Origin of the sequence: Pseudonocardia humida (assembly GCF_023898865.1) — a bacterium.
GTDB classification, from domain to species: Bacteria; Actinomycetota; Actinomycetes; order Mycobacteriales; family Pseudonocardiaceae; genus Pseudonocardia; species Pseudonocardia humida.
Genome location: NZ_JAGSOV010000093.1, coordinates 1 through 26,686 on the forward strand (window position 1 = coordinate 1; position 26,686 = coordinate 26,686).

Below are 26,686 nucleotides of genomic sequence, written 5' to 3' on the forward strand. Positions count from 1 at the left end.
CCCCGTCGAGAACGAACTCGTTGTCGTTTGGACCGGTCCAAAACGGCGACGGGTTCGTTCTCGACGGGGGTGCATAGCCCATCGGGTGATCGGCGGTGCCGCGGGTCGCGCATCGGAGCGGGCCGCGAGCATGTACCTTGGAGTTCCGTGCAGCAACGCGCCACTCGTCATCTGTTCGTCACCGGCGGGGTCGCGTCCTCGCTGGGCAAGGGCCTCACGGCCTCCAGCCTCGGCAGGCTCCTGACCTCGCGGGGGCTGCGGGTCACGATGCAGAAGCTCGATCCCTACATCAACGTGGATCCGGGCACCATGAACCCGTTCCAGCACGGCGAGGTGTTCGTCACCGAGGACGGCGCGGAGACCGACCTCGACATCGGTCACTACGAGCGCTTCCTCGACCGCGACCTGCACGGCCAGGCCAACGTCACCACCGGGCAGGTGTACTCCTCGGTCATCGCCAAGGAGCGCCGCGGCGAGTACCTGGGCGACACCGTCCAGGTCATCCCGCACATCACCAACGAGATCAAGGACCGGATGCTCGCCATGGGCGAGCCCGACGCCGACGGCGTCCGGCCCGACGTGGTGATCACCGAGATCGGCGGGACCGTCGGCGACATCGAGTCGCTGCCGTTCCTGGAGGCGGCCCGCCAGGTGCGCCACGACGTCGGTCGCGACAACTGCTTCTTCCTGCACGTCTCGCTGGTGCCCTACCTGGCGCCCTCGGGCGAGCTGAAGACCAAGCCCACCCAGCACTCGGTCGCGGCGCTGCGCAACATCGGCATCCAGCCCGACGCGCTCGTGCTGCGGGCCGACCGGGAGATCCCGGCCGACATGAAGCGCAAGATCAGCCTCATGTGCGACGTGGAGGACGACGGCGTGGTGGCCGCCCCGGACGCCCCGTCGATCTACGACATCCCGCGGGTGCTGCACCGCGAGGGCCTCGACGCCTACGTGGTGCGCCGGCTCTCGCTGCCGTTCCGCGACGTCGACTGGACCGAGTGGGGCGACCTGCTCGACCGCGTCCACCACCCCGACGAGACCGTGCGCATCGGGCTGGTCGGCAAGTACGTCGACCTGCCCGACGCCTACCTGTCGGTGACCGAGGCCCTGCGCGCGGGCGGGTTCGCCCACCGGGCCAAGGTGGAGATCGTCTGGGTGCAGTCCGACGAGTGCCGCACCCCCGCGGGCGCGGCGGCCGCCCTGGACGGCCTGGACGGCATCCTGGTCCCCGGCGGGTTCGGCGTGCGCGGGATCGAGGGCAAGGTCGGCGCCGTGCGCCACGCCCGCACCCGCGGCCTGCCGCTGCTCGGGCTGTGCCTGGGCCTGCAGTGCATGGTGATCGAGGCGGCCCGGTCGCTGGCCGGGCTCGACGACGCCAACTCCACCGAGTTCGAGGAGAGCACCTCGCACCCGGTCATCTCCACGATGGCCGACCAGCGCGACGTCGTGGCCGGCGAGCGCGACATGGGCGGCACGATGCGGCTGGGCGCCTACACCGCGGCGCTCGCCCCGGGCAGCATCGTGGCCGGCGCCTACGGCAGCCGCGAGGTCTCCGAGCGCCACCGGCACCGCTACGAGGTCAACAACGCCTACCGGTCGCGCCTGGAGGAGGTCGGGCTGGTGTTCGGCGGCACCTCGCCCGACGGCAAGCTCGTCGAGTTCCTCGAGCTGCCGGTCGAGACCCACCCGTTCTTCGTCGGCACCCAGGCCCACCCGGAGCTCAAGAGCCGCCCCACCCGGCCGCACCCGCTGTTCGCGGCGTTCGTCGGAGCCTCATTGCGCTACCGGGCGGCCGAGCGGCTGCCGGTGGAGATCCCCAGCCGGGACCGGACCGCGCCGGCCGCCCAGGTCGCCACGGCCTCGGTGAACGGGGCCGCCTCGTGAGCGCCGCCCCCCGCCACGGGTTCACGGTGCGCTCCAGCAAGGACCTGCACGTCGGGAAGGTGCTGGCGCTGCGCGCCGACGACGTCGAGATGCCCGGGGGGCGGGTCGCCGCGCGCGAGGTCACCGAGCACCTCGGCGCGGTCGCCGTCGCCGCGATGGACGCCGACGGCCGGCTGATGATGATCTACCAGTACCGGCACCCGGTGGGCAGGCGGCTCTGGGAGCTGCCCGCCGGCCTGCTCGACGCCGCGGGCGAGGACCCGCTGGCGGCCGCGCAGCGCGAGCTGACCGAGGAGACCGGGCTGACCGCGACCGACTGGTCGGTGCTGGTCGACGTGGCGCCCTCGCCCGGGTTCTCCGACGAGTCGGTTCGGGTGTACCTGGCCCGCGACGTCACCGAGGTCGGCCGCCCGTCGACCGACCTCGACGACGAGGAGGCCGACCTGCAGACCCGCTGGGTCTCGCTGCCGGTGGCGGTGCGGATGGTGCTCGACGGCAAGATCGTCAACGGGGTGACCGCGGCCGCCGTGCTGGCCGCGCACGCCCTGGCCGGCGGGGCCGGGCGGGCCGTCGACGCCCCGTGGCCCGACCGCCCCACCCGGTTCGCCGAGCGCCGCGCCGCGGGGTCGTAGCCGCCGCACGGGGAGATCGCGCCGATGGCCCGGACCGGACCGTCCCGGCCGATGCCGCTGCACCCGCAGCGCGACGGCTTCAACCCGGTCCCCGGGCTCACCGGCCGCGACCACCCGATCCTCGCGACCACCGCACAGCCCGGCCGCCCACAGCTCGCCCGGTCTGTCTACGGCGTGTACCTCGGCTACTCGGCGAGCTCGTGCAGCACGACCAGGCCCCCGTGCGCGGGCTGGTCCGCCCGCTCGGCGTCGCTGACGATGTACTCGTCGAGCACGGCCTGGATCCGGCGGGTCAGCTCGGCGGCGTCGTCAGCGGACAGGTGCAGGGCGAAGCGGGCGAACATGCGCACCGACCCCGTCCCGGCCGCGCGCAGCTCCTGGTGCAGCGCCTCGACCGGGGCGAACGCCGTGTCGGCCGGCATGCCCGGCGGGTCGTCCAGCCACCAGGTGCGCGGGCGGGCCCGGTACGGCTTCTCCAGCGCGCCGCTCTCGCCGGTGCGCACCGGTGCCTGTTCCAGCAGCTCGGCGGCGAGCAGCTGGCGGACGTGGTGCAGCACCGTGCCCGGGTCGCGGTCGAGGCGGTCGGCGAGCTGCTTGTTCGTCAGCTCCTGCTGCCAGCACAGCCGCATGATCCGCAGCCGCAGCGGGTGGCTCAGGGCCTTGGCCTCGCGGGCGGTCGCGGTGCGCCGGGGCGCGGCCTGCTCGTCGGGCGGCTCGTCCATGCGGCGACGATAGAGGAACGTCTATCGATGGAGTCTTCCCCATCGATCTGTGAGACTCCATGGATGGCTCCCGGACGTCCGCCGCTCGGTCCGGCCTACCACCGCCTCTGGGCGTCGACGGCCCTGTCGAACCTGGCCGACGGCGTGCTCAAGGTGGCGCTGCCGCTGATCGCGCTCGGCTACACGCGCTCGCCGCCCCTCATCGCCGGCGTCGCGGTCGCCGCCGCGCTGCCGTGGCTGCTGTTCGCCCTGCCCGCCGGGGCCCTGGTCGACCGGCTGGACCGGCGCCGGTTGATGGCGGGCGCCAACGCGCTGCGCGCGGCCGTGGCGGGGGGCCTCGTGCTGGTGCTACTGCTCGATGCCGGGTCGATCCAGGTGCTCTACGTCGTCGCGCTCGTCGCCGGCACCGCCGAGACCCTGCACGACACCGCGGCGCCGTCGGTGCTGCCCCAGCTCGTGCCGTCCGACCAGCTCCCGCGGGCCAACGGACGACTGTTCGCCGTGGAGCTCACGGCCAACGAGCTGGTCGGCCCGCCGCTGGCCGGCGTGCTGGTCGCGCTGGCGGTGGTCGCGGCCCCGGCCGCGCCTGCGCTGCTGTGGGGCGTGGCGGCCGTGCTCGTGCCGGCGCTGGGCCGGTCCCTCCCGAGCGGCCCGCCCCGCCGGGACCGCGGCACCTGGCGGGCCGACGTGGCGGAGGGCTTGCGGTTCCTGGGCCGGCACCGCGTACTGCGCGCGTTCACCGCCATGACCGGGCTGTTCAACCTGACCAGCAGCGCAACGCAGGCGGTGCTCGTGCTCTACGCGGTGGGCTCGGCGTCGCCGATGGGGCTGACCGAGCAGGGCTACGGCTGGCTGCTGGGCGCCTGGGCCGCCGGGTGCCTGCTCGGCTCGTTCCTCGTCGAACGCCTGCAACGGGCCCTCGGCCGGGCGCGCGCGATCGGATCGGCGTTCCTGGTGGCCGCCCTCGCCGTGGGCCTGCCCGGGCTGACGGCCCATCCGGTGGCGGTCGGGGCGGGGTTCCTCGTCGGCGGTGTCGGGCTGGTCGTCGCCAACGTCGCGACGGTCTCGCTGCGGCAGCGGATCACCCCCGGACCGCTGGCGGGCCGGGTGCACAGCGCCCACCGGCTCGTCGGGTTCGGCGCCAAGCCGCTGGGCGCCGCGCTCGGCGGGGGCCTGGCCGAGCTCCTCGGGCTGCGGGCGGTCTTCCTGGTCATGGGCGGGCTGGCGCTGCTCGCGCTGGTCGGGATGCGCGCGGTGACCGACGCAGCCATGGACGCCGCCGAAACCGGACATGATCCCGACGGGCCGAGCGGGTACTAGGCTCGCACCAATGACGGGGATGCGCTTCGGGATGTTCGTTCCGCAGGGCTGGCGCCTGGACCTGGTCGGCATCGACCCGGCCGAACACTGGGCGACGATGAAGGGCCTGGCCCAGCACGCCGACTCCGGGCCGTGGGAGTCGATCTGGGTCTACGACCACTTCCACACCGTGCCGGTGCCCACCGACGAGGCCACCCACGAGGCCTGGACGCTGATGTCGGCCTTCGGGGCGGTCACCGACCGGGTGCGGCTGGGCCAGATGTGCAGCTGCATGAGCTACCGCAACCCGGTGTACCTGGCCAAGGTCGCCGCCACCTGCGACGTCATCTCCGGCGGGCGCATCGAGATGGGCATCGGCGCCGGCTGGTACGAGCACGAGTGGCGCGCCTACGGCTACGGCTTCCCCGGGGCGGGGGAGCGGCTGCGGATGCTCGACGAGGGCGTCCAGATCATGCAGCAGGCCTGGACCACCGGGAAGGCCACCCTCGACGGGCGCCAGTACCAGGTCGACGGGGCCATCGTGCGCCCGCTGCCGCTGCAGGAGGGCGGCATCCCCACCTGGATCGCCGGCGGCGGGGAGAAGGTCACGCTGCGGATCGCGGCCAAGTACGCGAAGTACACCAACTTCGACGGCAGCCTCGAGGGCTTCACCCACAAGTCGCGCCTGCTCGAGGACCACTGCACGGACGTCGGCACCGACTTCGGCGCCATCACCCGCTCGTCGAACTACAACGTCATGATCGGGGCCACCGAGGCCGAGGCGCAGCAGCGCCTGGACCGGGTCATCGACCGGTTCAAGGGCGCCGGTGTGGGCGACAAGCAGCTGGAGCGCTACATCGGCATGTACCGCAACTCCGCGTTCGGCACCCCCGAGCAGCTGGTCGAGCAGTTCCGCGCGATGAAGGACGCGGGCATGACCTACGCGATCTGCTACTTCCCCGACATCGCCTACGACCGCAGTGGCCTGGAGCTGTTCGAGCGCGAGGTGATCCCGGCCCTGGCCTGACCGCGCCGCCCGGCCCGTCGACCCCAGCCGCGTCGTGACCCCGGAAGCCGCCGTCGAGGCGTTCCTGCACCACCTGACCGTGGAGCGGGGCAGCGCCACGAACACCCTGCGGTCCTACGCCGCGGACCTGCGCCGCTACCTGGAGCACCTGCGCGCCCGCGGCGTCGACCGGCTCGAGGCGGTCGCGGAGGGCGACGTCGCGGCGTTCGTCACCGCGTTGCGCAGCGGCCCGACGCCGCTGGCCGCGTCCTCGGCCGCCCGGGCGCTGGCCGCGGTGCGCGGGCTGCACCGCTTCGCCGTGCGCGACGGGTTGCTCGCCGAGGACGTCGCCCGCGAGGTCGCCCCACCCGCCGTGCCGCTGCGGCTGCCCCGCGCGCTGTCGATCGACGAGGTCGAGCAGCTGCTCGCCGGCTGCATCGGCGACGGGCCGGCGCCGCTGCGCGACCGGGCGCTGCTGGAGCTGCTCTACTCCACCGGCGCCCGGATCTCCGAAGCCGTCGGCATCGACCTGGACGACCTCGACGCCGAGCACCGCACGGTGCTGCTGCGCGGCAAGGGCGGCAAGCAGCGGATCGTCCCGGTCGGGCGGCCCGCGCTGCGCGCGGTCGACGAGTACCTGGTGCGGGCCCGTCCGGGGCTGGCCGCGCGTGGTCGGGGCGGGCCCGCGCTGCTGCTCAACGCCCGCGGCGGACGGCTGTCGCGGCAGAGCGCGTGGCACGTGCTGCGCTCGGCGGCCGAGGCGTCCGGGGTGGCCGGCTCGCACGCCGTCTCCCCGCACACCCTGCGGCACTGCTTCGCGACCCACCTGCTGGCCGGCGGGGCCGACGTGCGCACGGTGCAGGAGCTGCTCGGGCACGCCTCGGTGAGTACGACGCAGCTCTACACCCACGTCACCGTCGACACCCTCCGCGAGGTGTACGCCGCGTCGCACCCGCGGGCGCTGGGGTGACGGTCGGTGCCCTGACCCGGGGTGGCCCGCTCGAACGAGCGCACCCGACCGGGTCGACCGCTCACCTCTCGTCCACACCGGAGGGCCGTTCGGCCGTACCGCATGGGCCGAGCGGCGGTTGGGTGCCCCGTCGGCCGCCCAGCGGCGACCGCCAACCGGTCCGCGGCGCGTTCCGAGATGACATCCACGGCGTCATCGCCGACATTCGGAGCGTGAGGATCATCCCCCGCGCCGAGTGGGGCGCCCGGTTCGCGCGCGGCTTCGGCCCCGCTCCGCTGCCGGTCCGCGAAGTGTGGCTGCACCACTCGGTGACGGCCGCGCCGAACGCGTCACCGCCGTTCGACGACGACGACGCCGCGGTCCGCACGCTGGAGAGCATCGGCCAGCAGCGCTTCGGCGGCGGCATCAGCTACACGTTCGCGATCACCCCGAGCGGGCGGGTCTACGAGGGCCACGGCGTCGACCGCCGCGGCGCCCACACCGGCGGGCGCAACAGCATCTCCCGGGCCATCTGCCTGATCGGCAACTACGAGGTCAGCCCGCCGACCCCGGCGATGCTCGACTCGGTGGTCGAGCTGCTGCGGGAGGGGGTGCTGCGGGGCTGGTGGACCGCCCCGCGGCTCACCGGCGGCCACCGCGACGCCCCCAACGCCAGCACCAGCTGCCCCGGCCGGTTCGCCCACGCGGCCATCCCAACCATCAACGACCGCACCGCCGGTGTGGCGATCCAGGAGGAAGAGTTGAACGCGGACGAGGCCCGGATGCTCGCCGAGATCCACTTCCAGACGACCGCCGCGCTGCCCAACCGGCGCGGCCCGCAGGGCAGCGCGATCCCGAACGGCGGCGCGGACACGCTGTTCGGCTACGCCATCAACGCCGACGGCTCCACCTTCCGCGCCGAGCGCGACCTGCTGCCGCAGATCCTGAGCACCCTGCAGAGCATCGAGGCCCGGCTGGCCGCCCTGGAGGCGCGCAGCGACACCGAGGTCTGAGCGCTCCCGGGCAGGTCGGGTCGTCGTGACCCGGCCCGCCCGACGCCCGGGCCAAGGCGCTGCTCCGGCCCGACCAACGGCGGGCGCTACGCTCGTCGCCCCACCGATTGAACGGCCCGCCCACGGCGGGGCGCGTTGCCGGTCGTCGTCGGCGCCTCTTACGCTGCGCGGAACGGCCCCGTGGCGGGGTCGCCCGCGAGAGGACCGGAGCCGGCATGGACACATCACAGCCGTCCGACCCGCGCCCGCAGCCGTTCGCCCGTGACATGGAGATCACCCGCGAGTCCCACGACGACGCCGACGTGACCGAGGCGCTGCCCGAGGACGCGGCCCCGGCGGCCGACGCCCGCGGCCGCGGCCGGGTGGTCGTGCCCGTCCCGGCCCCGCTCACCGAGCACGGCCCGGCGCGGGTGATCGCCATCGCCAACCAGAAGGGCGGCGTCGGCAAGACCACGTCGACCATAAACCTCGGTGCGGCGCTGGCCGAGTACGGCCGCAAGGTGCTGCTGGTCGACTTCGACCCGCAGGGCGCGCTGTCGGTGGGGCTGGGCGTGCCCGCCCACGAGCTCGACGACACGATCTACAACCTGCTCATGGAGCGCAGCGCCGAGCTCGACGAGGTCATCCGGGACACCGGGGTCGAGGGCATGGACCTGCTGCCCAGCAACATCGACCTGTCCGCGGCCGAGGTCCAGCTGGTCACCGAGGTCGGCCGGGAGCAGGCGCTCGGTCGGGCGATCAAGCCCGCGCTCGACCGCTACGACTTCATCCTGATCGACTGCCAGCCCTCGCTGGGCCTGCTCACCATCAACGCCCTGGCCTGCGCCGACCAGGTGCTCGTGCCGCTGGCCTGCGAGTTCTTCAGCCTGCGCGGGGTGGCGCTGCTGATGGACACCATCGACAAGGTCAAGGACCGGCTCAACCCCGACCTGCGCATCCTCGGGATACTGGCCACCATGTTCGACCCGCGCACGCTGCACACCCGCGAGGTGCGCCAGCGCGTGCTGGAGGCCTTCGGCGACCTGGTGTTCGAGTCGACGATCAACCGCACGGTCAAGTTCCCGGAGACCACGGTGGCCGGCGAGCCGATCACCACCTGGGCGCCGACGTCGAACGCGGCGGAGGCCTACCGGCTGCTGGCCCGCGAGGTCGTCGCCCGGTGACGCTGGTCGACAGCGGCCTGCCCGGCGACCTCCCGCTGGCGCCCGGGCCGCCGCCGAGGCCCCGGTTCCAGGTCCGGCTGCACAACTTCGAGGGCCCGTTCGACCTGCTGCTCCAGCTGATCGGCAAGCACCAGCTGGACATCACCGACATGGCCCTGCACACGGTCACCGACGACTTCATCGCCCACCTCGCCGCCCTCGGCGACCGGGCCGACCTCGACGAGACCACCGAGTTCCTGGTCATCGCGGCCACCCTGCTCGACCTCAAGGCCGCCCGGCTGCTGCCCGACGCCGAGGTCGAGGACGCCGAGGACCTGGCCCTGCTGGAGGCGCGCGACCTGCTGTTCGCCCGGCTGCTGCAGTACCGGGCCTACAAGCAGGTCGCGGCGCTGTTCGTGGAGCTGGAGGCGGGCGCGCTGCGCCGGTTCCCGCGGTCGGTGGCCTTGGAGGAGCGGTTCGCCGCGCTGCTGCCCGAGGTGCTGCTCGGCGTCGAGCCCGCTGCCTTCGCCGACCTGGCCGCCTCGGTGTTCCGGCCCAGGCCGCCGCCCACCGTCGGCCTCGACCACCTGCACGCCGCGCAGGTGTCGGTGCCCGAGCACGCCGCGATCCTGCGCGAGCGGCTGGCCGTGCTCGGCGCGGCCACCTTCGCCGAGCTCACCGCCGACTGCACCACCCCGCTGGAGATCGTCGCCCGGTTCCTCGCCTGCCTGGAGCTCTTCCGCGAGCGCAGCGTGGAGCTGGATCAACCGGAGGCCTTCGGGGAGCTGACGGTACGCTGGCTGGGGTCCGGTTCCCCGGACCGGAGCACCACCCCCGAGCTGGATGAACGTGAGTGACGACCGGCTGACCAACCACCCCCTGCCACCCCTCGACCCCCCGCCCGGCGCCGTCGCGACGACCGCGCCCGTCGAGCCGACTCCCGGCGACCCCGGCGAGCCGATCGAGGAGGCCGGACCGGCCCTGGGCACCGACCACGAGCTCGACTGCGCGCTCGAGGCGCTGCTGCTCGTCGTCGACGCGCCGACCGAGGACGCGGCCCTGGCCGGCGCGCTCGACCAGCCGGTCGTGCGGGTCCGCGCGGCCCTGCGCAGGCTCGCCGGTCGCTACGCCGAGGCCGGCCGGGGCATCGACCTGCGCCACGCGGGCGGGGGCTGGCGGTTCTACACGCGCGACACGTACGCCCCGTACGTGGAGCGGCTCCTGCTCGACGGGCAGCGCGCCCGGCTGACCCGGGCCGCGCTGGAGACGCTGGCCGTGGTGGCCTACCGGCAACCGGTCACCCGGGCCCGGGTGTCCGCGGTCCGCGGCGTGAACTGCGACGGCGTGCTGCGCACCCTGCTCACCAGGGGCCTGGTGCAGGAGGCGGGGATCGACCCGTCGACGCAGGGCACGCTGTTCCGCACCACCGAGCTGTTCCTGGAGCGGCTGGGGCTCTCCTCGTTGGAGGACCTGCCGTCCCTGGCCCCGCTGCTGCCCGACGTCGACGCCATCGACGAGCTGTGACGCCGGGCGCGCACACGAGTACGACACACAGGATGGGTGATATGGGTACCGAGACACGGCCCGACGGCGTCCGCCTGCAGAAGGTGCTGGCCCAGGCGGGGGTGGCCTCCCGCCGCGCGGCCGAGGAGCTGATCGCGGCGGGCCGGGTCACCGTGGACGGCGAGGTCGTCAAGGAGATGGGGCGCCGGGTCGACCCGGCGACCGCGGTCGTGCACGTCGACGGCTCGCGCATCGTCCTGGGCGACGACATGGTCTACCTGGCGCTGAACAAGCCGCGGGGGATCCTCTCCACGATGTCCGACGACCAGGGCCGGCCGTGCGTGGGCGACCTGCTCGTCGAGCGGGGGATGACCCAGGAGGAGTTCACCGGCGGCAACCGCCCGCGGCTGTTCCACGTCGGGCGGCTCGACCAGGAGACCGAGGGCCTGCTGCTGCTCACCAACGACGGGGAGCTGGGCCACCGGCTGATGCACCCGTCCTTCGAGGTGGAGAAGACCTACCTCGCCGAGGTGCACGGCCAGGTCCCGCGCGACCTGGGCCGGCGCATGCGCGAGGGCATCGAGCTGGAGGACGGGCCGGTCGCGGTCCGCTCCTTCAAGATCGTCGACTCGCACGCGGGCCGCTCGATGGTCGAGGTGGTGATCCACGAGGGGCGCAAGCACGTGGTGCGCAGGCTGATGGACGAGGTCGGCTACCCGGTGCAGCGGCTCGTGCGCACCGCGGTCGGCGGGGTCAAGCTGGGCAACCAGCGCGCGGGCCGGTTCCGCCCGCTGAACCACGCCGAGGTCGGCTCGCTCTACGAGTCGGTGGGGCTGTAAGCGGCCGCACGGAGCCGCCACGCGACCCCAGGGCATGATGGTCCCGCACATGACGTAGGGGGCGAAGCGGTGGCGGGGCGGTTGCACGGGGTCGTGGCGATGGACGGTCCGTCCGGCACCGGGAAGTCCACCGTCTCCCGACGGCTGGCCGTCGCGTGCGACGCCGCCTACCTCGACACCGGGGCCATGTACCGGGCGCTGACGCTGGCCGTGCTGCGGGCCGGCCTGGACGGCGAGGCCCCCGGCTCGACCGAGGTGGCGCTGGACGCCGTGGCCGCGGTCCGCTCCGTCACCGACCCGCGGGCCCCTGCGCTGCTGCTCGGCGACGAGGACGTCGAGCCGGAGATCCGCGGCCCGCAGGTCACCCGGGCGGTGAGCGCGGTGTCCGCGCTGGCCGAGGTGCGCGCCGCGCTGGTCGAGCGCCAGCGCCAGCTCATCGCGACCGCCGTCGACGAGTCCGGCGGGATCGTCGTGGAGGGCCGCGACATCGGCAGCGTCGTCGTCCCGGACGCCCCGCTCAAGGTCTACCTCACCGCCTCCGACGAGATCCGCGCCGCGCGCCGGGCCGCGCAGGACCGCAAGGCGGGCCGCGACAGCGACCCCGGGACCGTGCTCGCCGACGTCCGCCGCCGCGACCGGCTCGACTCCACCCGCAAGGTCTCCCCGCTGCACGCCGCGTCCGACGCGCTCGTCCTGGACACCGACGGGCTCAGCGTCGACGCCGTGCTGGAGCGGCTGCTGGAGCTGGTCGCCGAGCGGGGCATGGTGTCGTGAGCACCACCGCCACCGGCGCGGCCCCCGACCTGCCGCCGACGGCCTGGCCCTGGCTGCACGGCGTGGCCAAGTGGCTGGGCACCTGGCTGTTCCGCCCGTTCCTGCGGGTGCGCGTGCACCACCTCGACCGCGTCCCGGCCGCGGGCGCGGTGGTGCTGGTCGCCAACCACAGCGCCATGGTGGACGGGCCGCTGCTGTTCGGATTAATCCGGCGCCGTTCGGCGTTCCTGGTCAAGCAGGAGATGTTCGTCGGCCCGCTGGGATGGGGGCTGGTGCGGATCGGCCAGATCGCGGTGCGCCGCGGCGAGGCCGACCGCCGCGCCCTGACGACGGCGCTGGGGGTGCTGCGCGGCGGTGGACTCGTGGGAGTCTTCCCCGAGGGCACCCGCGGCGCCGGTGACGTGCGGGCGGCCCAGCACGGCGCGGCCTGGCTGGCCCGGGCGTCCGGGGCGGTCGTGGTGCCGGTGGTCTGCCGGGGCACCCACCGTCCGGCGGGCGCCCGTCGCCGCTGGCGCCCGCGGGTGGACGTCATGGTCGGCGAACCGCTGCAGATACCTACCGGGGGTGGCCGCACCGGGCTGACCACCGGCACCGAGACCGTCCGCGCCGAACTGGCGCGGATGGTGCGAGAGCTCGACCACGTACGGAGTACAGCGTGAGCACCAATGCAGAGGACCGCGCGGCGATGGACCGGCTGGGCATCGACCCGGCCGACTTCGTCGCCGTCGACGGCGACGACGCGGCCGCCACGGGCGGACGCGAGCCCGAGGCGGTCGAGCCGATGCCGGTGCTCGCCGTCGTCGGCCGGCCGAACGTCGGCAAGTCGACGCTGGTCAACCGCCTCCTCGGGCGCCGGGAGGCGGTCGTCGAGGACATCCCGGGGGTCACCCGCGACCGCATCGCCTACGACGGGCTGTGGAACGGGCGGCGCTTCACGCTGGTCGACACCGGCGGCTGGGAGCCCGACGCGTCCGGCCTGCAGGCCGCGGTGGCCGCGCAGGCCGAGCGGGCGATGCAGACCGCCGACGCGGTGATGCTGGTCGTCGACGCGAGCGTGGGCGCCACCACCACCGACGAGGCCGTGGCCCGGGTGCTGCGCAAGTCCGACCGGCCGGTCCTGCTGGCCGCCACCAAGGTCGACGACGACCGGCTGACCTCCGACACCGCCGCGCTGTGGCGGCTCGGGCTCGGCGAGCCGCACCCGGTCAGCGGCCTGCACGGCCGCGGGTCGGGCGACCTGCTCGACGCCGTGCTCGAGGTGCTGCCGGAGAGCCCGCGCGACCGGTTCGCCGACGGCACCGGCGGACCGCGGCGGGTGGCGCTGGTCGGCAAGCCGAACGTGGGCAAGTCCAGCCTGATCAACAAGGTGTCCGGGGAGATCCGGTCCGTCGTGCACGACGTCGCAGGCACCACCGTCGACCCGGTCGACTCGCTGGTCGAGCTGGACGGCGAGGTCTGGCGGTTCGTCGACACCGCGGGCCTGCGCAAGCGCGTGCGCCAGGCCAGCGGCACCGAGTACTACGCCAGTCTGCGCACCCGCGCCGCGATCGAGGCGGCCGAGGTCGCCGTCGTGCTGGTCGACGCGAGCGAGCCGATGTCCGAGCAGGACCAGCGCGTGATCAACATGGTCGAGGAGGCCGGGCGGGCGCTCGTCCTGGCCTTCAACAAGTGGGACCTGGTCGACGAGGACCGCAGGCTGGCGATGAAGCGCGAGCTGGAGCGCGACCTCGTCCGCGTGCCGTGGGCCGAGCGGGTCAACATCTCCGCCCTCACCGGCCGCGCCGTGCAGAAGGTCGCACCCGCGCTGCGCACCGCGCTGGAGTCGTGGGACCGCCGGATCCCCACCGGCCAGCTCAACGGCTGGCTGTCCGAGGTCATCGCGGCCACCCCGCCGCCGGTGCGCGGCGGCAAGCAGCCCAAGGTCCTCTTCGCCACCCAGGCCGCCACCCGCCCGCCCACGTTCGTACTGTTCACCAGCGGGTTCCTGGAGGCGGGCTACCGCCGGTTCCTGGAGCGGCGCCTGCGCGAGCAGTTCGGCTTCACCGGATCCCCCATCCGCATCTCGGTGCGGGTGCGCGAGAAGCGCGGTCGGCGCAGCTGAGGCCCGCCCGCGCGGCAGCCGTGACCGGTGGAGGGAGCGGATCAGCCGTGCGGTAGGGTTGTCGAGTCCCCTTCGGGGGGTGCCGGGACGTGGCGCAGCTTGGTAGCGCACTTGACTGGGGGTCAAGGGGTCGCAGGTTCAAATCCTGTCGTCCCGACGGCACGATGGGCGGTTCTCCTTCGGCGGGGAGAGCCGCCCATCGTCGTCTCTGCCAGCGGAAACGTGCCGTCGCTTGGATCTTGGTAGCGCTTGACGCCGACCTTCAGTTGATCATCCACAGTGGTCGCTTGCACGCGAAGTGGAGCGAATGTGGAGCGGTGTCCGGGGCTTTGACCGGAGCGGGCAAGTGAGGTCACGTTTTTTGACTCTAGGGCACCAAATGGGGTCAAGTGTGTCTGACGTCACAATCCGACGGTGTCAGATCGTCCGAGGGGGCGGCAGGGGTTCGCTCCGGCGGAGTGGCGTGAGATCCAACGCCAACTGGTGCCTCGCGCGTGATCGTAGATGGACGTCCGTGGGCGACGTCCCTGCTTGGAGTGCTGCTGAAGTGCCGGACGGCAGGGACCCCGCTTCTGGGTTGTCGTAGTAGACGCGTAGTAGCGACAGCCGAATAGGCGACCTCCTCGTTAACACCGAAGAGGTCACTGGTTCGATCCCAGTATCGCCCACCAGCACAAGCGGCCCCTCCGCCGCGCCGGGCCGCGCACCCGAAGGTGATGGCGCCCGACACCGGCGCCCCTCGGGGCGCGCGGTTCGTCGCCGAGACGGCAGTCGCCGCGATGACCGAGCTCTACAACCCGGTGCCGTGCCTTCGACGGTGTCGAGGATCGCGGCGGTCACCTCGTCCCGGCGGGAGACGCTCAGGTGCGCGTGTTCACACGCAGGAAGTCGAGTACCAGCGTGACCACGTCGTCGGGGTACTGGGCGTGCGGGTAGTGGCCCGCTGACTCGATCACCTCGAGCCGACCCACACCGGCCGGGAGCGAGGCCACGATCGCCGCGCCCTCGGCCCGCGGGTCGGCCCAATCGGGGTCGAGCGAGCCCTCGACGATCAGGGTGGGGCTGTGGACGTTGCCCAGTTGCTGCCCGGCGTCGGCCGGTGAGGTCCGCAGCATCTTCCGCAGCGCCTTCGCCCGGCCGGGTTCGCGCAGCATGGCGCTGATCTGGGCTCGTCGGGTGGACCAGTCGGATGGTTTGTCGCCGGGGTAGGCGCCGTCGAGGTAGGCGAGCCAGCTCGGCACGCTGCCGAGCATGGCGCCGGCCAGGCGGAGGGCGCTGCGGCGGTAGCGGGCGTTGCGCAGATCGCCGAGTGCGATCGACTGGGTGCGGGTGAACGGGGCCAGCTCGACGACGGCGGTGACGAGGTCGGGTGCCTGGGCGGCGGCGATGGTGGCGGCGCCACCGGAGATCGAGTGGCCGATCAGCACGGCAGGGCCGCCGAGGTGGCGGACCAGCGCGAGCAGGTCGTCGGCGATGTCGGTGCGGGTGTAGGACGGCCAGTGCGCGCTGGACCCACCGCAGCCGCGCAGGTCGAGGGTGGCGACCCGGTAGTCGGCCGCTACGAGACGGGGCGCGACGAACCGGTAGTCCTCGTGGCTGGTGCCGATGCCGTGGGCGAGTACGACGAGTGGTCCGGTGCCGGTCGACTCGTAGCTGAGGATGCCGCCGTCGACGGCCAGCTGCGTGGGCGTTTCCATGCCGAGCTCCATGTCTCACTCGCAGGATGGGGATGTCGGCCGAGGACCGGAGACCGCACCCCCGTGGGCGGTCCGGTAGGGCCCGGCATCCGGTGTGAGAACCAGGCAACACCGTGCCCCTGCGGCACGGTCAACGGTCCAGGTCCGTTCGGCGCTTGGCTGGTGGACGCGGCCAGTGGTCGGTCGGATCCAGCCGCCCGGTGCTCGGTGAGGTCGCGACCGAGCGTCGGCCCGCACGTGGTTCACACCACATGTAGCCGTGTTGAGTGTGCCGTAGGGGCCGGTGGTTTCGTGAAGTCCGGGGTCGGGACGCACTTGCCGGGCGGGGTGTGAGCCGGGAACCGCCACCACCGGCCCCGGCCGCTCTCATGACCAGGACCGGGAGCACGGCATCCCGAGGATGTACGGCAACCGGACTCGCGGCGGCGAATCGGACCTTGACCAGGGGTTCCGTCAGGGATGTGGCGAGACGGCTGGGGCCCGCTCGTCACCCAGAACCCATCCCTGGTGGTGGGGGGGGGGGCCCCCCCGGGGGGGCGGCGCCCCCCCCGCCGCCCCGCGCGGGGGGCGGGAGCGGGCCCCCCCCCCCCCCCCCCCCCCCCCCCCCGACGGCCCCGGCGGAGTGCTCAACTGCGGGGACCGGGTCATGGTCGAGGGCTACTCCCGCGAGCTGTCCAGCTGCGGGTTCTGGCCCGGCGGCGGCGAGGAAGGCGCAAGGTCACCGGCTGAACGCGTACCGCTCGCCGCGGTCGTGCCGCGGTGGTGCCACCCCTCAGGTGGTGCCGCTGTCGCGTCCCCCGAGGTGGGTGGCGAAGTGCTGTTCGACGGCGTGGTTGAGCCGCATCCGGTTCTCGGGATTGGCGAAGCCGTGGCCCTCGTCGTCGGCGACGAGGTAATCGACCGGCATGCCGCGTTCGCGTAGGGAGGCGACGATGGTGTCGGATTGGGCCCGCACGACGCGGACGTCGTTGGCGCCCTGGGCGACCAGCAGGGGGGTGTGGATGCGGTCGACCATGGTGATGGGTGAGCGGGCGAGCATGTCGGCTTCCTGTTCGGGGATGTCGGGGTCGCCGACGTAGCGGTACCAGTTGTTGACGAAGAAGGGCCGGCCGAACGGGGGCAGGGTGCGCAGGAAGTGGGGGAGGTCGGAGACGCCGACGTAGTCGACGGCGGCGGCGAAGCGGTCGGGGGTGACGGTGACGCCGATGAGGGCGGCGTAGCCGCCGTAGGAGCCGCCGTAGATGCCGACCCGGTCGGGGTCGGCGTAGCCCTGGGCGACGGCCCAGTCGACGGCGTCGATGAGGTCGTCGTGCATGGCGCGGGCGAACTCGCCGATCGCGGCGGTGACGTGGCGCCGCCCGTGGCCCAGCGAGCCGCGGAAGTTGACCTGCAGGACCGCATAGCCGCGGTTGGCGAGGAACTGCGCGTCCGGGCTGTAGCCCCAGCTGTCGTGCGCCCAGGGCCCGCCGTGCACGAGCAGCACCAGCGGCAGGTTCGCGGGCGCGACGGCGACGGGCAGGGTGAGCTGGGCGTGCAGCGGCAGCCCGTCGCGGGCCGGGAACGCGACCGGGCGCATCGGGGCCAGGGTCGTGGGGTCGAGGTCGGGGTAGCCGCGGAACAGCTCGCGGGCCTGTCCGGTGGCGTGGTCGTAGAGCCAGGTCACGCCGGGTTCGCGGTCGTGCACGTAGGTGGCGACCCAGCGCCGACCGGCCTCGTCGGAGGACAGGGTGCCCAGCACGCCGTCGGAGAGCTTCGCCAACTCCGCGTGGATCGGGGCGAAGTCGGGGTCGACGACCTCGATGTGCGGGCGGTCGGCGACGAACCGGGCGGCGAGCACCTCACCGGTGCGCCGGTGGGTGTAGACCGCCGGGGGCAGTACCCCGGGCGCCATCCCCTCGGAGATGTCGAGGTCGTGGCCGGCGACGGCGGCGACCACCGTCTCCTCGCCGGTCTCCCGGTCGATGCGAACCAGCCGCAGGTCGTCGCCGTCCCCGTCCCCGTCGCCGCCGAAGGAGCCGATGAGCAGGCCCGACCCGTCGGGGGTGACCAGCTGGGGGTGGACGCCCATCGGGTGCTCGGCGCCACCGACGCGCAGCAGCGGGCGGGCCGCGCCGGTCGCGGCGTCGAGGGCGGAGATCTCGACGGTGCCGTCCTCGGCCGGGCGGGACCGGAAGGCCGGGCGGCCGTGGCGGTCGAGCAGGACGGTGTGGCTCGGATCGGTCAGCTCGAAGTGCACCGTGGTGTCGCCGGTGGCGATGTCGACGCGGAATGCGTCGATGAACAGCGGCCGGCGGTTCATCCAGACCAGCACCGAGCCGGTGTGCCCGGTGAGCGGTTCGACGCCGACGACCCGGGATCCGGGGTCCAGCGGGGTGAGGTCGACGGCGGGCTCGTCGGGGTGGTCGAGGTCGACGCGGTGCAGGTGCCAGTCCTCGTTGCCGTCGGTGTCCTGCAGGTAGAGCAGCCAGCGGGGGTCGTCTGTCCAGTGGTACTGGGTGATGCCGCGGCGGGTGTCGTGGGTGACCGGGACGGCGTCGGCGTGGTCCTGGTCGACGCCGCGGACGAAGATGTCGAGCCGCCCGTGGTGCGGGGCGGCGTAGGCGAGGCGGGTGCCGTCCGGGGAGATGCTGGGGACGGCGAACCGCGGGTCGGCGAACAGGTCCTCGACGTCGATCAGATCGGGGATCGTCGTGGTGGTCATGGGTCCTCCGCGGTGGTGGGACGGGCGCAGGGGTTCGGTGTGGGGACCACGCAACACGGTGCCGTCGCGGCACGGTCAAGCGCGCCGGCGCGGGTCGGCGCTGTGCCAGCGGTCTCACGCGCCCGTCCCGACCCGCCGCCGGCGATCCCGCGGCGACCGGCGGCACCGCCGGCGGGTGCGCCGATCCTTTGACCGTGCCGCCGCGGCGGCCAATGGCCTGGAGCACCCGTGAGCTCGCCGAACTGGCCGGTACCAGCGTGCGCGCGGTCCGGCACTACCACGAGGTCGGGCTGCTGCCCGTGCCCGAGCGGCGTTCGAACGGCTACAAGCAGTACGGGGTGAGCCACCTGGTGCGGCTGCTGCGGATCAAGCGCCTGGCCGACCTGGGGTTCTCGCTGTCGCAGATCGCGGCGATGGGCGAGGACGACCACCACCCGGCCGAGGCGCTGCGCGCGTTGGACGCGGAGCTGGGCGCGACGATCGAGCGGTTGCGGCGGGCGCGCGTGGAGCTGGGGTTGATCCTGCGCGACCACGCGCCGGCCGACCTGCCCGCCGACCTCGCCCCGGCTGCCGGGGCGGCGGGGCTGTCGGCGGCCGACCGGTCGATGGTGCTGGTCATGTCCCGGGTGATGGGGCCCGAGCACGTCGTCGCCTACGCCGCGGTGCTGCGCTCCGCGCCGGCCGACCCGACCGACGGGGAGTTCGACTCGCTGCCCGTCGACGCGGAGGAGGCGACGCGGCGGGACCTCCCCGAGCGCATGGCCCCGCACATCCGCCGGATTCGGGAGCAGTACCCGGAGGCGATGGCGCCGGACGTCGACGCCCCGCGTGGCGCGCGGTTCGTCGCCGAGACGGCGGCCGCCGCCATGGCCGAGCTCTGCAACCCGACCCAGCTCGACGTCATCCGGCGGATCGGCGCCATCCTGGCGGACGGTTAGTGACCCGGTCGGCCATCCACGTGCTGTCGGCCGGGTGCCGGGCGTCGACCCGATTGACCCCCTCGGGGTGCACCAGCGTGACGGTCATGGTAGTGCCCCTCCTCCGTCGTCGATGCGGTGCCAGGTGAGCCAGCCGCGGCACAGGACCCACGCCGTGAGGGTCGCGACCAGCAATGCTCCGTCGACCCACGCGGTCCGCGCGGCGCCGGGCAGGTCGATCACGAGCAGCGCCTGGGCGGTGACCAGCACCTTGTGCAGCACGATCAGCTCCCACAGCCCTTTCTGCGATCGCGGCCGGGCCACGAGCAACGCCCACATCCCGGCGAAGACCAGGTAGGCCGCGGTCCGCCAGAACTCGGTCAGGACCCACTCGGCGGGAGCCGCGGCGACGCGGGTGGCACCTTCGGCGACGGCGACCGTCGCCGACAATGCGCAGAGGGCCAGCAGCCCGCGCCCCACGAGGTCGACACCTCCGGGCGGGGCGCCGATCGCGGCATCGGTGGCGGCGGTCATCGCAGGAAGGCGCGCAGCGCGGCGTTGACCTCGTCGGCGTGGGTCCACAGCAGCCCGTGCGGGGCGCCGTCGATCTCCACGTACCGCGCATCGGGCAGTGCCTGGCGGAAGCGGCGGGCCGTGGCGTCGATGGGGAGGATCCGGTCGGCGGTGCCGTGCAGGATCAGCGCGGGCGTGCCGCCGGCCCGGACGGCCTCGACGTCGGCACGGAAGTCCTCGATCCACGACGACACGACGGCGTGGGCGGCCACGGGAGCGCTGGAGACGGCGACGTTCCAGGCGGCGGTGACCGCCTCCTGGCTGATGCGGCGGCCGAGGTTGTCGTCGAGGTTGTAGAAGTTCGAGAAGAACTGCTCGAACCAGGCGTAGCGGTCGCCCTTCGCCGCGGCCTCGATGCCGTCGAAGACCTCCTGGGGCACGCCTTCGGGGTTGTCGTCCCGGGCGACCAGGAAGGGTTCCAGCGCGGCGAGGAAGGCGAGCTTCGCGACCCGCTGGTGGCCGTACCGGGCGACGTAGCGGGCGAGTTCGCCGGTGCCCATCGAGAACCCGACGAGGGCGACGTCGCGGAGGTCGAGCGTTTCCAGCAGGACGTTCAGGTCGGCGGCGAAGGTGTCGTAGTCGTAGCCGGACCCGACCTTCGACGAGCGGCCGAAGCCGCGGCGGTCGTAGGTGATGACGCGGTGGCCTGCGGCGAGCAGCTCGCGCGTCTGGCGCTCCCAGCTGTGGCCGTCGAGCGGGTAGCCGTGGATGAGCAGGACGGGCCGGCCGGCCCCCTGGTCCTCGTAGTAGAGCTCGATCGGCGTGCTGTTCTCGTTCCCGACGATGACGTGTCCCATGATGTCCTTCCGAGAGGTGCGTGGCCTGCTACCGGCCGGCGTACCGCGATCGCGGTGGCCTCGGTGCTGGTGGCGTTGTCGGCCGTCGACCCCGGGTCGTGCGGGTCGGTGCGGACGGCGACGAGTCGCTGGTTCATGGCCTTGCGGGGGTGCTCGAGACGGGGATGGCAGTGATCACCTCGGAGCGCACGACCTGTCGTCGCGGCACGGTCGACCCGAGCGGGAGCGGCGGCCATGACCCGATCCCTGCCGGGCGTGCCGCCGACCTGCGGAGTCCGGACGGGGTCGGGAAGGGCGCGGAGCAGGAGCCCCGCTCGGCGCAGGACGTCGGCCTGTGCCGGGTTGTAGAGATCACGCACGGCCTCGTCGAGGACCCTGGCCGCGGCGACGCTCAGGCCGGTGGTGGCACTCCGCAGGCGGGGGAGCATCACGCGCAGGGTCCGGCTCGGGGGCAGCAGCCTGGTCGAGAGCTCGTGGCGGGTCGCGTCGTCGGCGTCGGCGGGGAGCTGGTCGAACGCGGTCGCCGCCGGGCTCGGTGGGAGGCCACGCAGCGTGTCGACGAAGTCGGTGACCACCACGAGGTCGAGCACCCTGGTCAGGACGACCAGCAGGGCGCGGTCAGCGTCGGACAGGTCGACGTCCCGCATCCTCGCGGCGAGCGCGGGCGGGAGGTCGGTGGGTACGGCCTCCTGGAGGATCTGCCGGACCTCGCTGCGCACCTCCTGCAGCCGATCGAGGGTCCGGGCGAGGTGGGCGTCGAGCCCGCGGAGTGCATCCCGGGGGTGCCGGTCGGCGTCACGCAGTTCGGAGATCTGCGGCAGGGTGAACCCGAGATCGGCGAGGCGCTTGATCCGCACGACCCGGACGAGGTGCGCGACGCCGTACTGCTTGTAGCCGTTGGCGCGGCGTCGCGGCTCCTCCAGCAGGCCGACGTCGTGGTAGTGCCGTACCGCTCGCGCGGTGGTGCCGGCGAGGTCTGCGAGTTCGCGGGTGCTCCAGGCCATGGCGATCCCCTCCGTGAGGTCGGTGGTGGGCGGTCAGGGGTGCGCGAGGCGACGTCGGCGGTCGGCCTCGGACAGACCGCCCCAAACGCCGTGCAGCTCCCGGTGGACCAGTGCGTAGAGGGCGCACGGCTGGCGGACCGGGCAGGCGGCGCAGATCGACTTCGCGACCCGCTCGCGGTGCTGCCGCACCGGCGGGCACTCCTCGTCGGCGGCGAAGAACACCTCGCCGACGACACCGCCGCAGAGGGCGTGGCGGTGCCATGACCGCAGGAGTTCGGGAGTGATCCGCCAGTCGGCGTACCGCCCGGCCCGGCCGGTTCGCACGACGGTCGCGGGCTCGGTGCTGGTCATGGTGGTTGCTCGCTCCCCGGTCGGTCTGCTGTCGGGTAACAGGTTCGCGGCGCGGGCTCCTCGGCCGCGTCGGTGGAAGTCCCTGATGCCGTGGCCGAGCTCGGTCGAGGTAGGCCGGCGTCGCGACGACCTGGTCCCGTCCGCGTGGTTTCGCATCGGTGACAATCACCGCAATAGGCCCGTACCGACGCAGGGGAAGGACCAGACGATGCTGGTGGGCCGGCATGTCGAGCACGAGGCGGCCGACTGACCGCGAGCCGCCGCCCGGGCGGGACGGGCTCTGGACGCCGCGACCACCGCGCACGAGGCGGATGCGTCCGAGGCCGCGTGAGGCGATCGGGCGTCTCCGCGGTTGCCGGATGGCTACCGAGCTGGCTCGGGCCGATCGGTCGACGGGCGGGTCGGCAACCACCCCCATCCGTGCCCTCACGGCACGGTTCCGGTCCCGTCGCTCGGCCCACCACGCTCGTGGACGACCACCTTGATCCGGTAGTTTTCGCGGCGGTGGCCGGCGGTCGCGTCGATCTCTGTCGGCAAGGGCCTGCGCGCCCTGGGAGGACGAGACGATGCTGGTGGGGCGGCGCGCCGAGCACGCGGCGGTCGATCGGCTGCTCACCCTCTGCCAGGAGGGGCACTGCGGGGTGCTGGTGGTGCGCGGGGAGGCCGGGGTCGGCAAGACCGCGCTGCTGCAGCACGCGCGGGAGACCGCTGTGGCGGCCGGGTTCCGGGTCGAGGGCGCGGTCGGGGTGGAGGCCGAGGCGGAGTTCGCGTTCGCAGGGCTGCACCAGTTGTGCGGGCCGTTGCTGGAGCGGGCCGGGGCGCTGCCCGAGCCGCAGCAGGCCGCGCTGAGGGTGGCGTTCGGGATGCGCGAGGGTGCTGCGCCGGATCGGTTCCTGGTCGGGTTGGCGGTGTTGAGCCTGCTGGCCGAGGTGGCCGAGGACGGGCCGCTGCTGTGCGTGGTGGACGATGCGCAGTGGTTGGACCAGGCGTCCGCGCAGGTTCTCGCGTTCGTGGCGAGGCGGGTGGCGGCCGAGCGACTGGTCCTGGTGTTCGCGTTGCGCGATCCCGGCGACGGCGACGCCTCGGCGTTCGTCGGGTTGCCCGAACTGCGGATGGTCGGGCTGCCCGACCCCGACGCGCGGGCGCTGCTGGCCGCCGCGGTCCGCGCTCCGCTGGACGACGTGGTGCGCGACCGGATCGTCGCCGAGGCGCGCGGCAACCCGCTGGCGTTGCTGGAGCTGCCCCGGGGCGCACCGGCGCAGCTGGCGGGCGGGTTCGGGCTTCCCGACGTGGCGAGCGTCCCGCGCCGGGTCGAGGACGCCTTCCAGCGCCGTGCGGGCGGCCTGCCGCCCGACACGCAGCTGCTGCTGGTTGTGGCCGCGGCCGAGCCGACCGGCGACGTGGCGTTGCTGTGGCGCGCGGTCGCGCACCTGGGGATCGCGCGTGAGGCGGCGGCGCCCGCGGAGGCGGCCGGGTTGCTGGAGTTCGACACCCGGGTGCGGTTCCGTCACCCGCTCGTGCGCTCGGCGGTGTACCGGGCGGCGACGCCCCCCGACCAGCGCCGGGCGCACGGCGCGCTGGCCGCCGTCACCGACCCGCGGGTCGACCCCGACCGGCGGGCCTGGCACCGGGCGCAGGCGGTGGTGGGCACCGACGAGGAGGGCGCCGCTGAGCTGGAGCTGTCGGCCGGCCGGGCGCGGGCCCGCGGCGGGTTGGCCGCGGCAGCGGCGTTCCTGCAGCGAGCATCCGAGTTGACCCCTGATCCTGCGCGCCGCGCGAGTCGGGCGCTGGAGGCCGCGCACGCCAAGCACGATGCCGGTGCGTCCGGGACCGCCCTGGAGCTGCTGGCGGTCGCCGCGGCCGGCCCGCTGGACGCCCTGCACAGCGCCCGGCTCGAGCTGCTGCGCGCCCGGATCGGGTTCGACCGGACGCGCGGCAGTGACGTGCCGGGGAGGCTGCTGGACGTGGCCAAGGCGCTCGCCCCGCTGGACCCGGCGCTGTCCCGGGAGACCTACCTGCACGCGCTCGACACGGCCATCATCACCGGCGGCCTCGGCGACGGCCGCGGCTTGTCGGCGGTAGCCGAGGCCGCCCGGGCGGCGCCCGCACCACCCGGCCCGCCGGGGCCTGCGGATCTGCTGCTCGACGGGCTGGTGACGACCTCTATGCGCGGCTTCGCGGCAGGCGCGCCCGAGCTCCGCCGCGCGCTTGAGGCCTTTCGTGCCGACGATCACTCGACGGGCCCTCCGGGCGAGGGCGGCACCCCTCGCTGGCTGTGGTTGGCCAGCCGTACCGCACTGAGGCTGTTCGACGACGAGTTGCTCTACGTGCTGGCCCACCGGCACGTCCGGCTCGCCCGCGCCGCCGGTGCGCTGTCCACGCTCCCCGTTTCGCTGCTGTTCCTGTCGTCGGTGTCGGTGCTCGCCGGCGAGTTGTCCCGGGCCGCCGAGCTGATCGCCGAGGAGGCCGGCATCACGCAGGTGACCCGGGGCGTGTCGCTGCGCTTCGGCCGGCTGGTGCTGGCCGGATGGCAGGGGCGCGAGGCCGAGACCGTCGAGATCCACGCCGCTGCGGTCCAGGAGGCGACCGCCCGCGGGAACCGGGCCGAGGTCGCGCTCGCGGAGCTCGCGTGGGCTGTGCTCCACAACGGTCTGGGCAACTACGCGGTGGCGCTGGATGCCGCGGAGCGCGCGTGCGAGTCACTCGACCCACCGCACGTCAACCTGGCTCTTCCCGAACTCGTCGAGGCGGCCTGCCGCGCCGAGCAGCCCGAGCGCGCGACCACCGCGCTCGAGCAGCTCGACATGCGGGCCCGCGCCAGCGGCTCCCGATGGGCGCTCGGGCTGGCGGCGCGCTCGCGCGCGCTGGTCAGCACCGGAGCCACAGCGGAGGAGCACTACCGCGAGGCGATCGAGCTGCTGCGAGCCTGCCGGATGGCCAGCTACCTCGCCCGCACGCACCTCGTCTACGGGGAGTGGCTGCGCCGCGAGGGCCGCCGCCAGGACGCCCGCGAGCAGCTCCGCACCGCGCACGAGATGCTGTCGGGGATGGGGGTGGAGGGTTTCGCCGCGCGGGCGGCCCGGGAGCTGCGGGCCACCGGCGAGCGCGCGCGCAGCCGGTCGGCCCAGCCGTCGGATGCGTTGACCGCGCAGGAGCTGCAGATCGCGCGCCTGGTGGCCACGGGGGCGACGTCCCGGGAGGTCGGCGCGCAGCTGTTCCTGAGCCCGCGCACGATCGAGGCGCACCTGCGCAGCATCTTCCGCAAGCTGGGCATCACCTCCCGCCGGCAGCTCCGGGACCTGCCGCTCCCCTGACCGGAGCCACGATGACGTCGCCGGACCCGCCGCGGGCCTGGCAGCGGTGGGCGGGGTCGACGTCCAGCCGGCTGGGCCCGGCCCCGACGATCCCGACCACCGAGGCCGGGGCCGACTCCCCGGGCCGCTGGTCGTCGAGCGTCCTGAACGCCGGCGCGGCGAGAGCGGCGATCGCGGTGATGGCGGCCAGCCCGGCGAGGACCGCTCCAGCGACCGGGAGCCCGGCGACGGCGGCGACGGCGGCGAGCGGGGCGCTGGCCAGGGCGGGTGCGGCGAGCATGACGGTGTTCTGCGCGCTCAGGACGCGGCCGCGCATGGAATCGGGCGTGGCCTCGATGGTGAGCACGCCGAGGATCGCGGAGGCCGGGGCGTTGGTGAGCCCGACCAGCGCCGCCCCGGCGAGCACCAGCCACGGCGACGCCAGCGAGCCGATGGCGGTGAACCCGACGATCAGGCCGGTCATGCCCACGACGAACCAGGTGCGGCGGCTGATCCGGCCGGCGGTGCCGGCGTAGAGCGCGGAGCCCGCGATGCCGCCTGCGGCGAGGGCGGAGAGCGTCAGCCCGGTGAGGGCGGGCAGGTCCTGAGCGGTGAAGTAGGCCGGCATCAGGGTCGTCTGCAGGGAGCTGAGCACCGCGACGAGCATCGCGGTGATCAGGGTGGCGCCCAGGACGAGCCGGTTGCGGGCGAGGAACCGCCATGACGTCCACAGGTCGGCCACCGCCCGACGGGCCGCGCCGCCGGCTGCGGTCGCGTCCCGCGCGGGCACGCGCCCGGTACGGGGATCGAGCAGGAGCGTGGTCAGGGCGGCGAGCAGGCTCGTCGCGGCCGTGGCCAGCAGCAGGGTCGGGGTCAGGCCGAGGATCGCCACCAGCAGCCCGCCGAGGCCGGGTCCGGCCAGGAGCAGGGTGTTGCCGACGGTCTCGCGGGTCGCGATCAGCCGGTCGAGCCGCCCGGCGTCGCCCGATGATCCCGCTGCTCGGAGCCGGGCGAGGGCGGGCAGCAGGACTTCCTGGGCCGTCATGCCCGGCACCCGGACCACCGCGCCCACGACGGCGAGGACCAGGAACCAGGTCATGTCCAGGCCCCACAGCGCGTCGACGAGCGGCAGGGCGGCGACCGAGACCGCTGCGAGCAGGCCGGACACGATCGACACCGCGCGGCGGTCGAGCCGGTCGACCAGCAGGCCGGCGACCACCCCGGTCGTGGCCGAGGCGGCCGTGGCCACGGTGGCGAGTACCCCGGCGGCCAGGACGTCGCCGGTGCGGTCGAGCACGAGCAGCGGCAGGACGACGCTGGAGATGCCCGCGCCGAGCAGGGACAGCCCGTAGGAGGTGAAGTAGACGGCGGGGCTGGCCCGCAGGGCTCGGCCCGGTGGAGCGGGCGTGCTCACGGTGTCCTCCTCGAGGTCGGGCGACCGGCTGCGGTGCCGGTCGGATCACTACGGAAAGCCGTGCCGTCGCGGCAC

The 26,686-nt window shown here is 74.0% G+C and carries 23 protein-coding genes, 1 tRNA gene and 2 pseudogenes; 18 read left to right on the forward strand and 8 right to left on the reverse strand.

Going from position 1 to position 26,686, the window contains the following annotated elements; genetic code table 11:
- The first annotated feature begins 147 nt into the window (after positions 1-147).
- On the forward strand, positions 148-1,884 hold the full coding sequence (pyrG, locus tag KDL28_RS37825) for a CTP synthase (RefSeq protein ID WP_252446310.1): 1,737 nt from the start codon (positions 148-150) through the stop codon (positions 1,882-1,884).
- Entirely contained in the window at positions 1,881-2,516 is a 636-nt protein-coding gene (locus KDL28_RS37830; RefSeq protein WP_252446311.1) for an NUDIX domain-containing protein, read from the forward strand. The genes pyrG and KDL28_RS37830 overlap by 4 nt, the downstream gene beginning before the upstream one ends.
- A gap of 185 nt (positions 2,517-2,701) precedes the next feature.
- Here KDL28_RS37830 and KDL28_RS37835 read toward each other — a convergent pair whose 3' ends face one another.
- The gene (locus KDL28_RS37835) at positions 2,702-3,238 is read right to left on the reverse strand and encodes an ArsR/SmtB family transcription factor (protein WP_252446312.1); all 537 of its coding nucleotides are present in this window, start codon (positions 3,236-3,238) and stop codon (positions 2,702-2,704) included.
- Positions 3,239-3,301: 63 nt separating this feature from the next.
- Between KDL28_RS37835 and KDL28_RS37840 the strand changes: the two genes are divergently transcribed.
- The 12 genes from KDL28_RS37840 (at position 3,302) to KDL28_RS37895 (ending at position 14,021) form a co-directional block, all read left to right on the forward strand.
- On the forward strand, positions 3,302-4,558 hold the full coding sequence (locus KDL28_RS37840; protein ID WP_252446313.1) for an MFS transporter: 1,257 nt from the start codon (positions 3,302-3,304) through the stop codon (positions 4,556-4,558).
- A 19-nt stretch (positions 4,559-4,577) separates the two neighbouring features.
- Entirely contained in the window at positions 4,578-5,564 is a 987-nt protein-coding gene (locus tag KDL28_RS37845; RefSeq protein ID WP_252446336.1) for an LLM class F420-dependent oxidoreductase, read from the forward strand.
- A 34-nt stretch (positions 5,565-5,598) separates the two neighbouring features.
- Positions 5,599-6,513: a site-specific tyrosine recombinase XerD gene (locus KDL28_RS37850; RefSeq protein WP_252446314.1), complete on the forward strand. Its 915-nt coding sequence runs from the start codon at positions 5,599-5,601 to the stop codon at positions 6,511-6,513.
- A gap of 212 nt (positions 6,514-6,725) precedes the next feature.
- A complete protein-coding gene (locus KDL28_RS37855; protein ID WP_252446315.1) occupies positions 6,726-7,505 on the forward strand; it encodes an N-acetylmuramoyl-L-alanine amidase in 780 nt (259 codons plus the stop codon).
- 215 nt (positions 7,506-7,720) lie between these two features.
- Positions 7,721-8,668: a ParA family protein gene (locus KDL28_RS37860; protein WP_252446316.1), complete on the forward strand. Its 948-nt coding sequence runs from the start codon at positions 7,721-7,723 to the stop codon at positions 8,666-8,668.
- Positions 8,669-8,670: 2 nt separating this feature from the next.
- Positions 8,671-9,504, forward strand: a complete 834-nt coding sequence (locus tag KDL28_RS37865; RefSeq protein WP_372497174.1) for a segregation and condensation protein A — start codon at positions 8,671-8,673, stop codon at positions 9,502-9,504.
- Complete coding sequence (gene scpB / locus KDL28_RS37870; protein ID WP_252446317.1) at positions 9,491-10,171, forward strand: SMC-Scp complex subunit ScpB; 681 nt, start codon at positions 9,491-9,493, stop codon at positions 10,169-10,171. Before KDL28_RS37865 ends, scpB begins: the two co-directional genes overlap by 14 nt.
- Positions 10,172-10,212: 41 nt before the next feature.
- On the forward strand, positions 10,213-10,989 hold the full coding sequence (locus KDL28_RS37875) for a pseudouridine synthase (protein ID WP_252446318.1): 777 nt from the start codon (positions 10,213-10,215) through the stop codon (positions 10,987-10,989).
- A gap of 99 nt (positions 10,990-11,088) precedes the next feature.
- Complete coding sequence (gene cmk, locus KDL28_RS37880) at positions 11,089-11,763, forward strand: (d)CMP kinase (RefSeq protein WP_252446319.1); 675 nt, start codon at positions 11,089-11,091, stop codon at positions 11,761-11,763.
- A complete protein-coding gene (locus KDL28_RS37885; RefSeq protein WP_252446320.1) occupies positions 11,760-12,422 on the forward strand; it encodes a lysophospholipid acyltransferase family protein in 663 nt (220 codons plus the stop codon). Before cmk ends, KDL28_RS37885 begins: the two co-directional genes overlap by 4 nt.
- A 26-nt stretch (positions 12,423-12,448) precedes the next feature.
- A complete protein-coding gene (gene der / locus KDL28_RS37890; protein WP_256503545.1) occupies positions 12,449-13,864 on the forward strand; it encodes a ribosome biogenesis GTPase Der in 1,416 nt (471 codons plus the stop codon).
- A gap of 83 nt (positions 13,865-13,947) precedes the next feature.
- Positions 13,948-14,021: transfer RNA gene (locus KDL28_RS37895), tRNA-Pro, on the forward strand.
- 703 nt (positions 14,022-14,724) lie between these two features.
- Here the strand turns inward: KDL28_RS37895 and KDL28_RS37900 are convergent.
- Complete coding sequence (locus tag KDL28_RS37900) at positions 14,725-15,561, reverse strand: alpha/beta fold hydrolase (protein WP_252446321.1); 837 nt, start codon at positions 15,559-15,561, stop codon at positions 14,725-14,727.
- Positions 15,562-15,961: 400 nt separating this feature from the next.
- Here KDL28_RS37900 and KDL28_RS40975 point away from each other — a divergent pair.
- Positions 15,962-16,255, forward strand: a pseudogene (locus tag KDL28_RS40975) (DUF5996 family protein); the annotation flags it as partial.
- Between the two features lie 78 nt (positions 16,256-16,333).
- On the opposite strand, the gene KDL28_RS37905 reads toward KDL28_RS40975, so the two are convergent.
- Complete coding sequence (locus KDL28_RS37905) at positions 16,334-18,262, reverse strand: S9 family peptidase (protein ID WP_252446322.1); 1,929 nt, start codon at positions 18,260-18,262, stop codon at positions 16,334-16,336.
- Positions 18,263-18,456: 194 nt separating this feature from the next.
- Between KDL28_RS37905 and KDL28_RS37910 the strand changes: the two genes are divergently transcribed.
- Positions 18,457-19,200: a MerR family transcriptional regulator gene (locus KDL28_RS37910; RefSeq protein WP_308216126.1), complete on the forward strand. Its 744-nt coding sequence runs from the start codon at positions 18,457-18,459 to the stop codon at positions 19,198-19,200.
- Positions 19,201-19,284: 84 nt separating this feature from the next.
- Here the strand turns inward: KDL28_RS37910 and KDL28_RS37915 are convergent, their stop codons facing one another.
- The 4 genes and pseudogenes from KDL28_RS37915 to KDL28_RS37930 all read right to left on the reverse strand — a co-directional run bounded on the left by KDL28_RS37915 (position 19,285) and on the right by KDL28_RS37930 (position 21,904).
- Complete coding sequence (locus KDL28_RS37915; RefSeq protein ID WP_252446323.1) at positions 19,285-19,713, reverse strand: hypothetical protein; 429 nt, start codon at positions 19,711-19,713, stop codon at positions 19,285-19,287.
- Positions 19,710-20,549 carry an alpha/beta fold hydrolase gene (locus tag KDL28_RS37920; RefSeq protein WP_252446324.1) on the reverse strand — a complete coding sequence of 280 codons (840 nt, stop codon included), beginning with the start codon at positions 20,547-20,549 and terminating at the stop codon, positions 19,710-19,712. Before KDL28_RS37920 ends, KDL28_RS37915 begins: the two co-directional genes overlap by 4 nt.
- An 854-nt stretch (positions 20,550-21,403) precedes the next feature.
- Positions 21,404-21,553, reverse strand: a pseudogene (locus tag KDL28_RS37925) (MerR family DNA-binding transcriptional regulator); the annotation flags it as partial.
- A 33-nt stretch (positions 21,554-21,586) separates the two neighbouring features.
- A complete protein-coding gene (locus KDL28_RS37930) occupies positions 21,587-21,904 on the reverse strand; it encodes a WhiB family transcriptional regulator (protein ID WP_252446325.1) in 318 nt (105 codons plus the stop codon).
- On the opposite strand from KDL28_RS37930, the gene KDL28_RS37935 reads away from it, so the two are divergent.
- Positions 21,834-22,154: a hypothetical protein gene (locus tag KDL28_RS37935; RefSeq protein WP_252446340.1), complete on the forward strand. Its 321-nt coding sequence runs from the start codon at positions 21,834-21,836 to the stop codon at positions 22,152-22,154. The two genes, KDL28_RS37930 and KDL28_RS37935, sit on opposite strands and share 71 nt — an antisense overlap.
- 316 nt (positions 22,155-22,470) lie before the next feature.
- Positions 22,471-25,218 (forward strand): ATP-binding protein, encoded by a 2,748-nt coding sequence (locus KDL28_RS37940; RefSeq protein WP_252446326.1) that lies wholly within the window; start codon positions 22,471-22,473, stop codon positions 25,216-25,218.
- Here KDL28_RS37940 and KDL28_RS37945 read toward each other — a convergent pair.
- Entirely contained in the window at positions 25,178-26,611 is a 1,434-nt protein-coding gene (locus KDL28_RS37945; protein WP_252446327.1) for an MFS transporter, read from the reverse strand. The genes KDL28_RS37940 and KDL28_RS37945 overlap by 41 nt on opposite strands.
- Between the last annotated feature and the right edge of the window lie 75 nt (positions 26,612-26,686).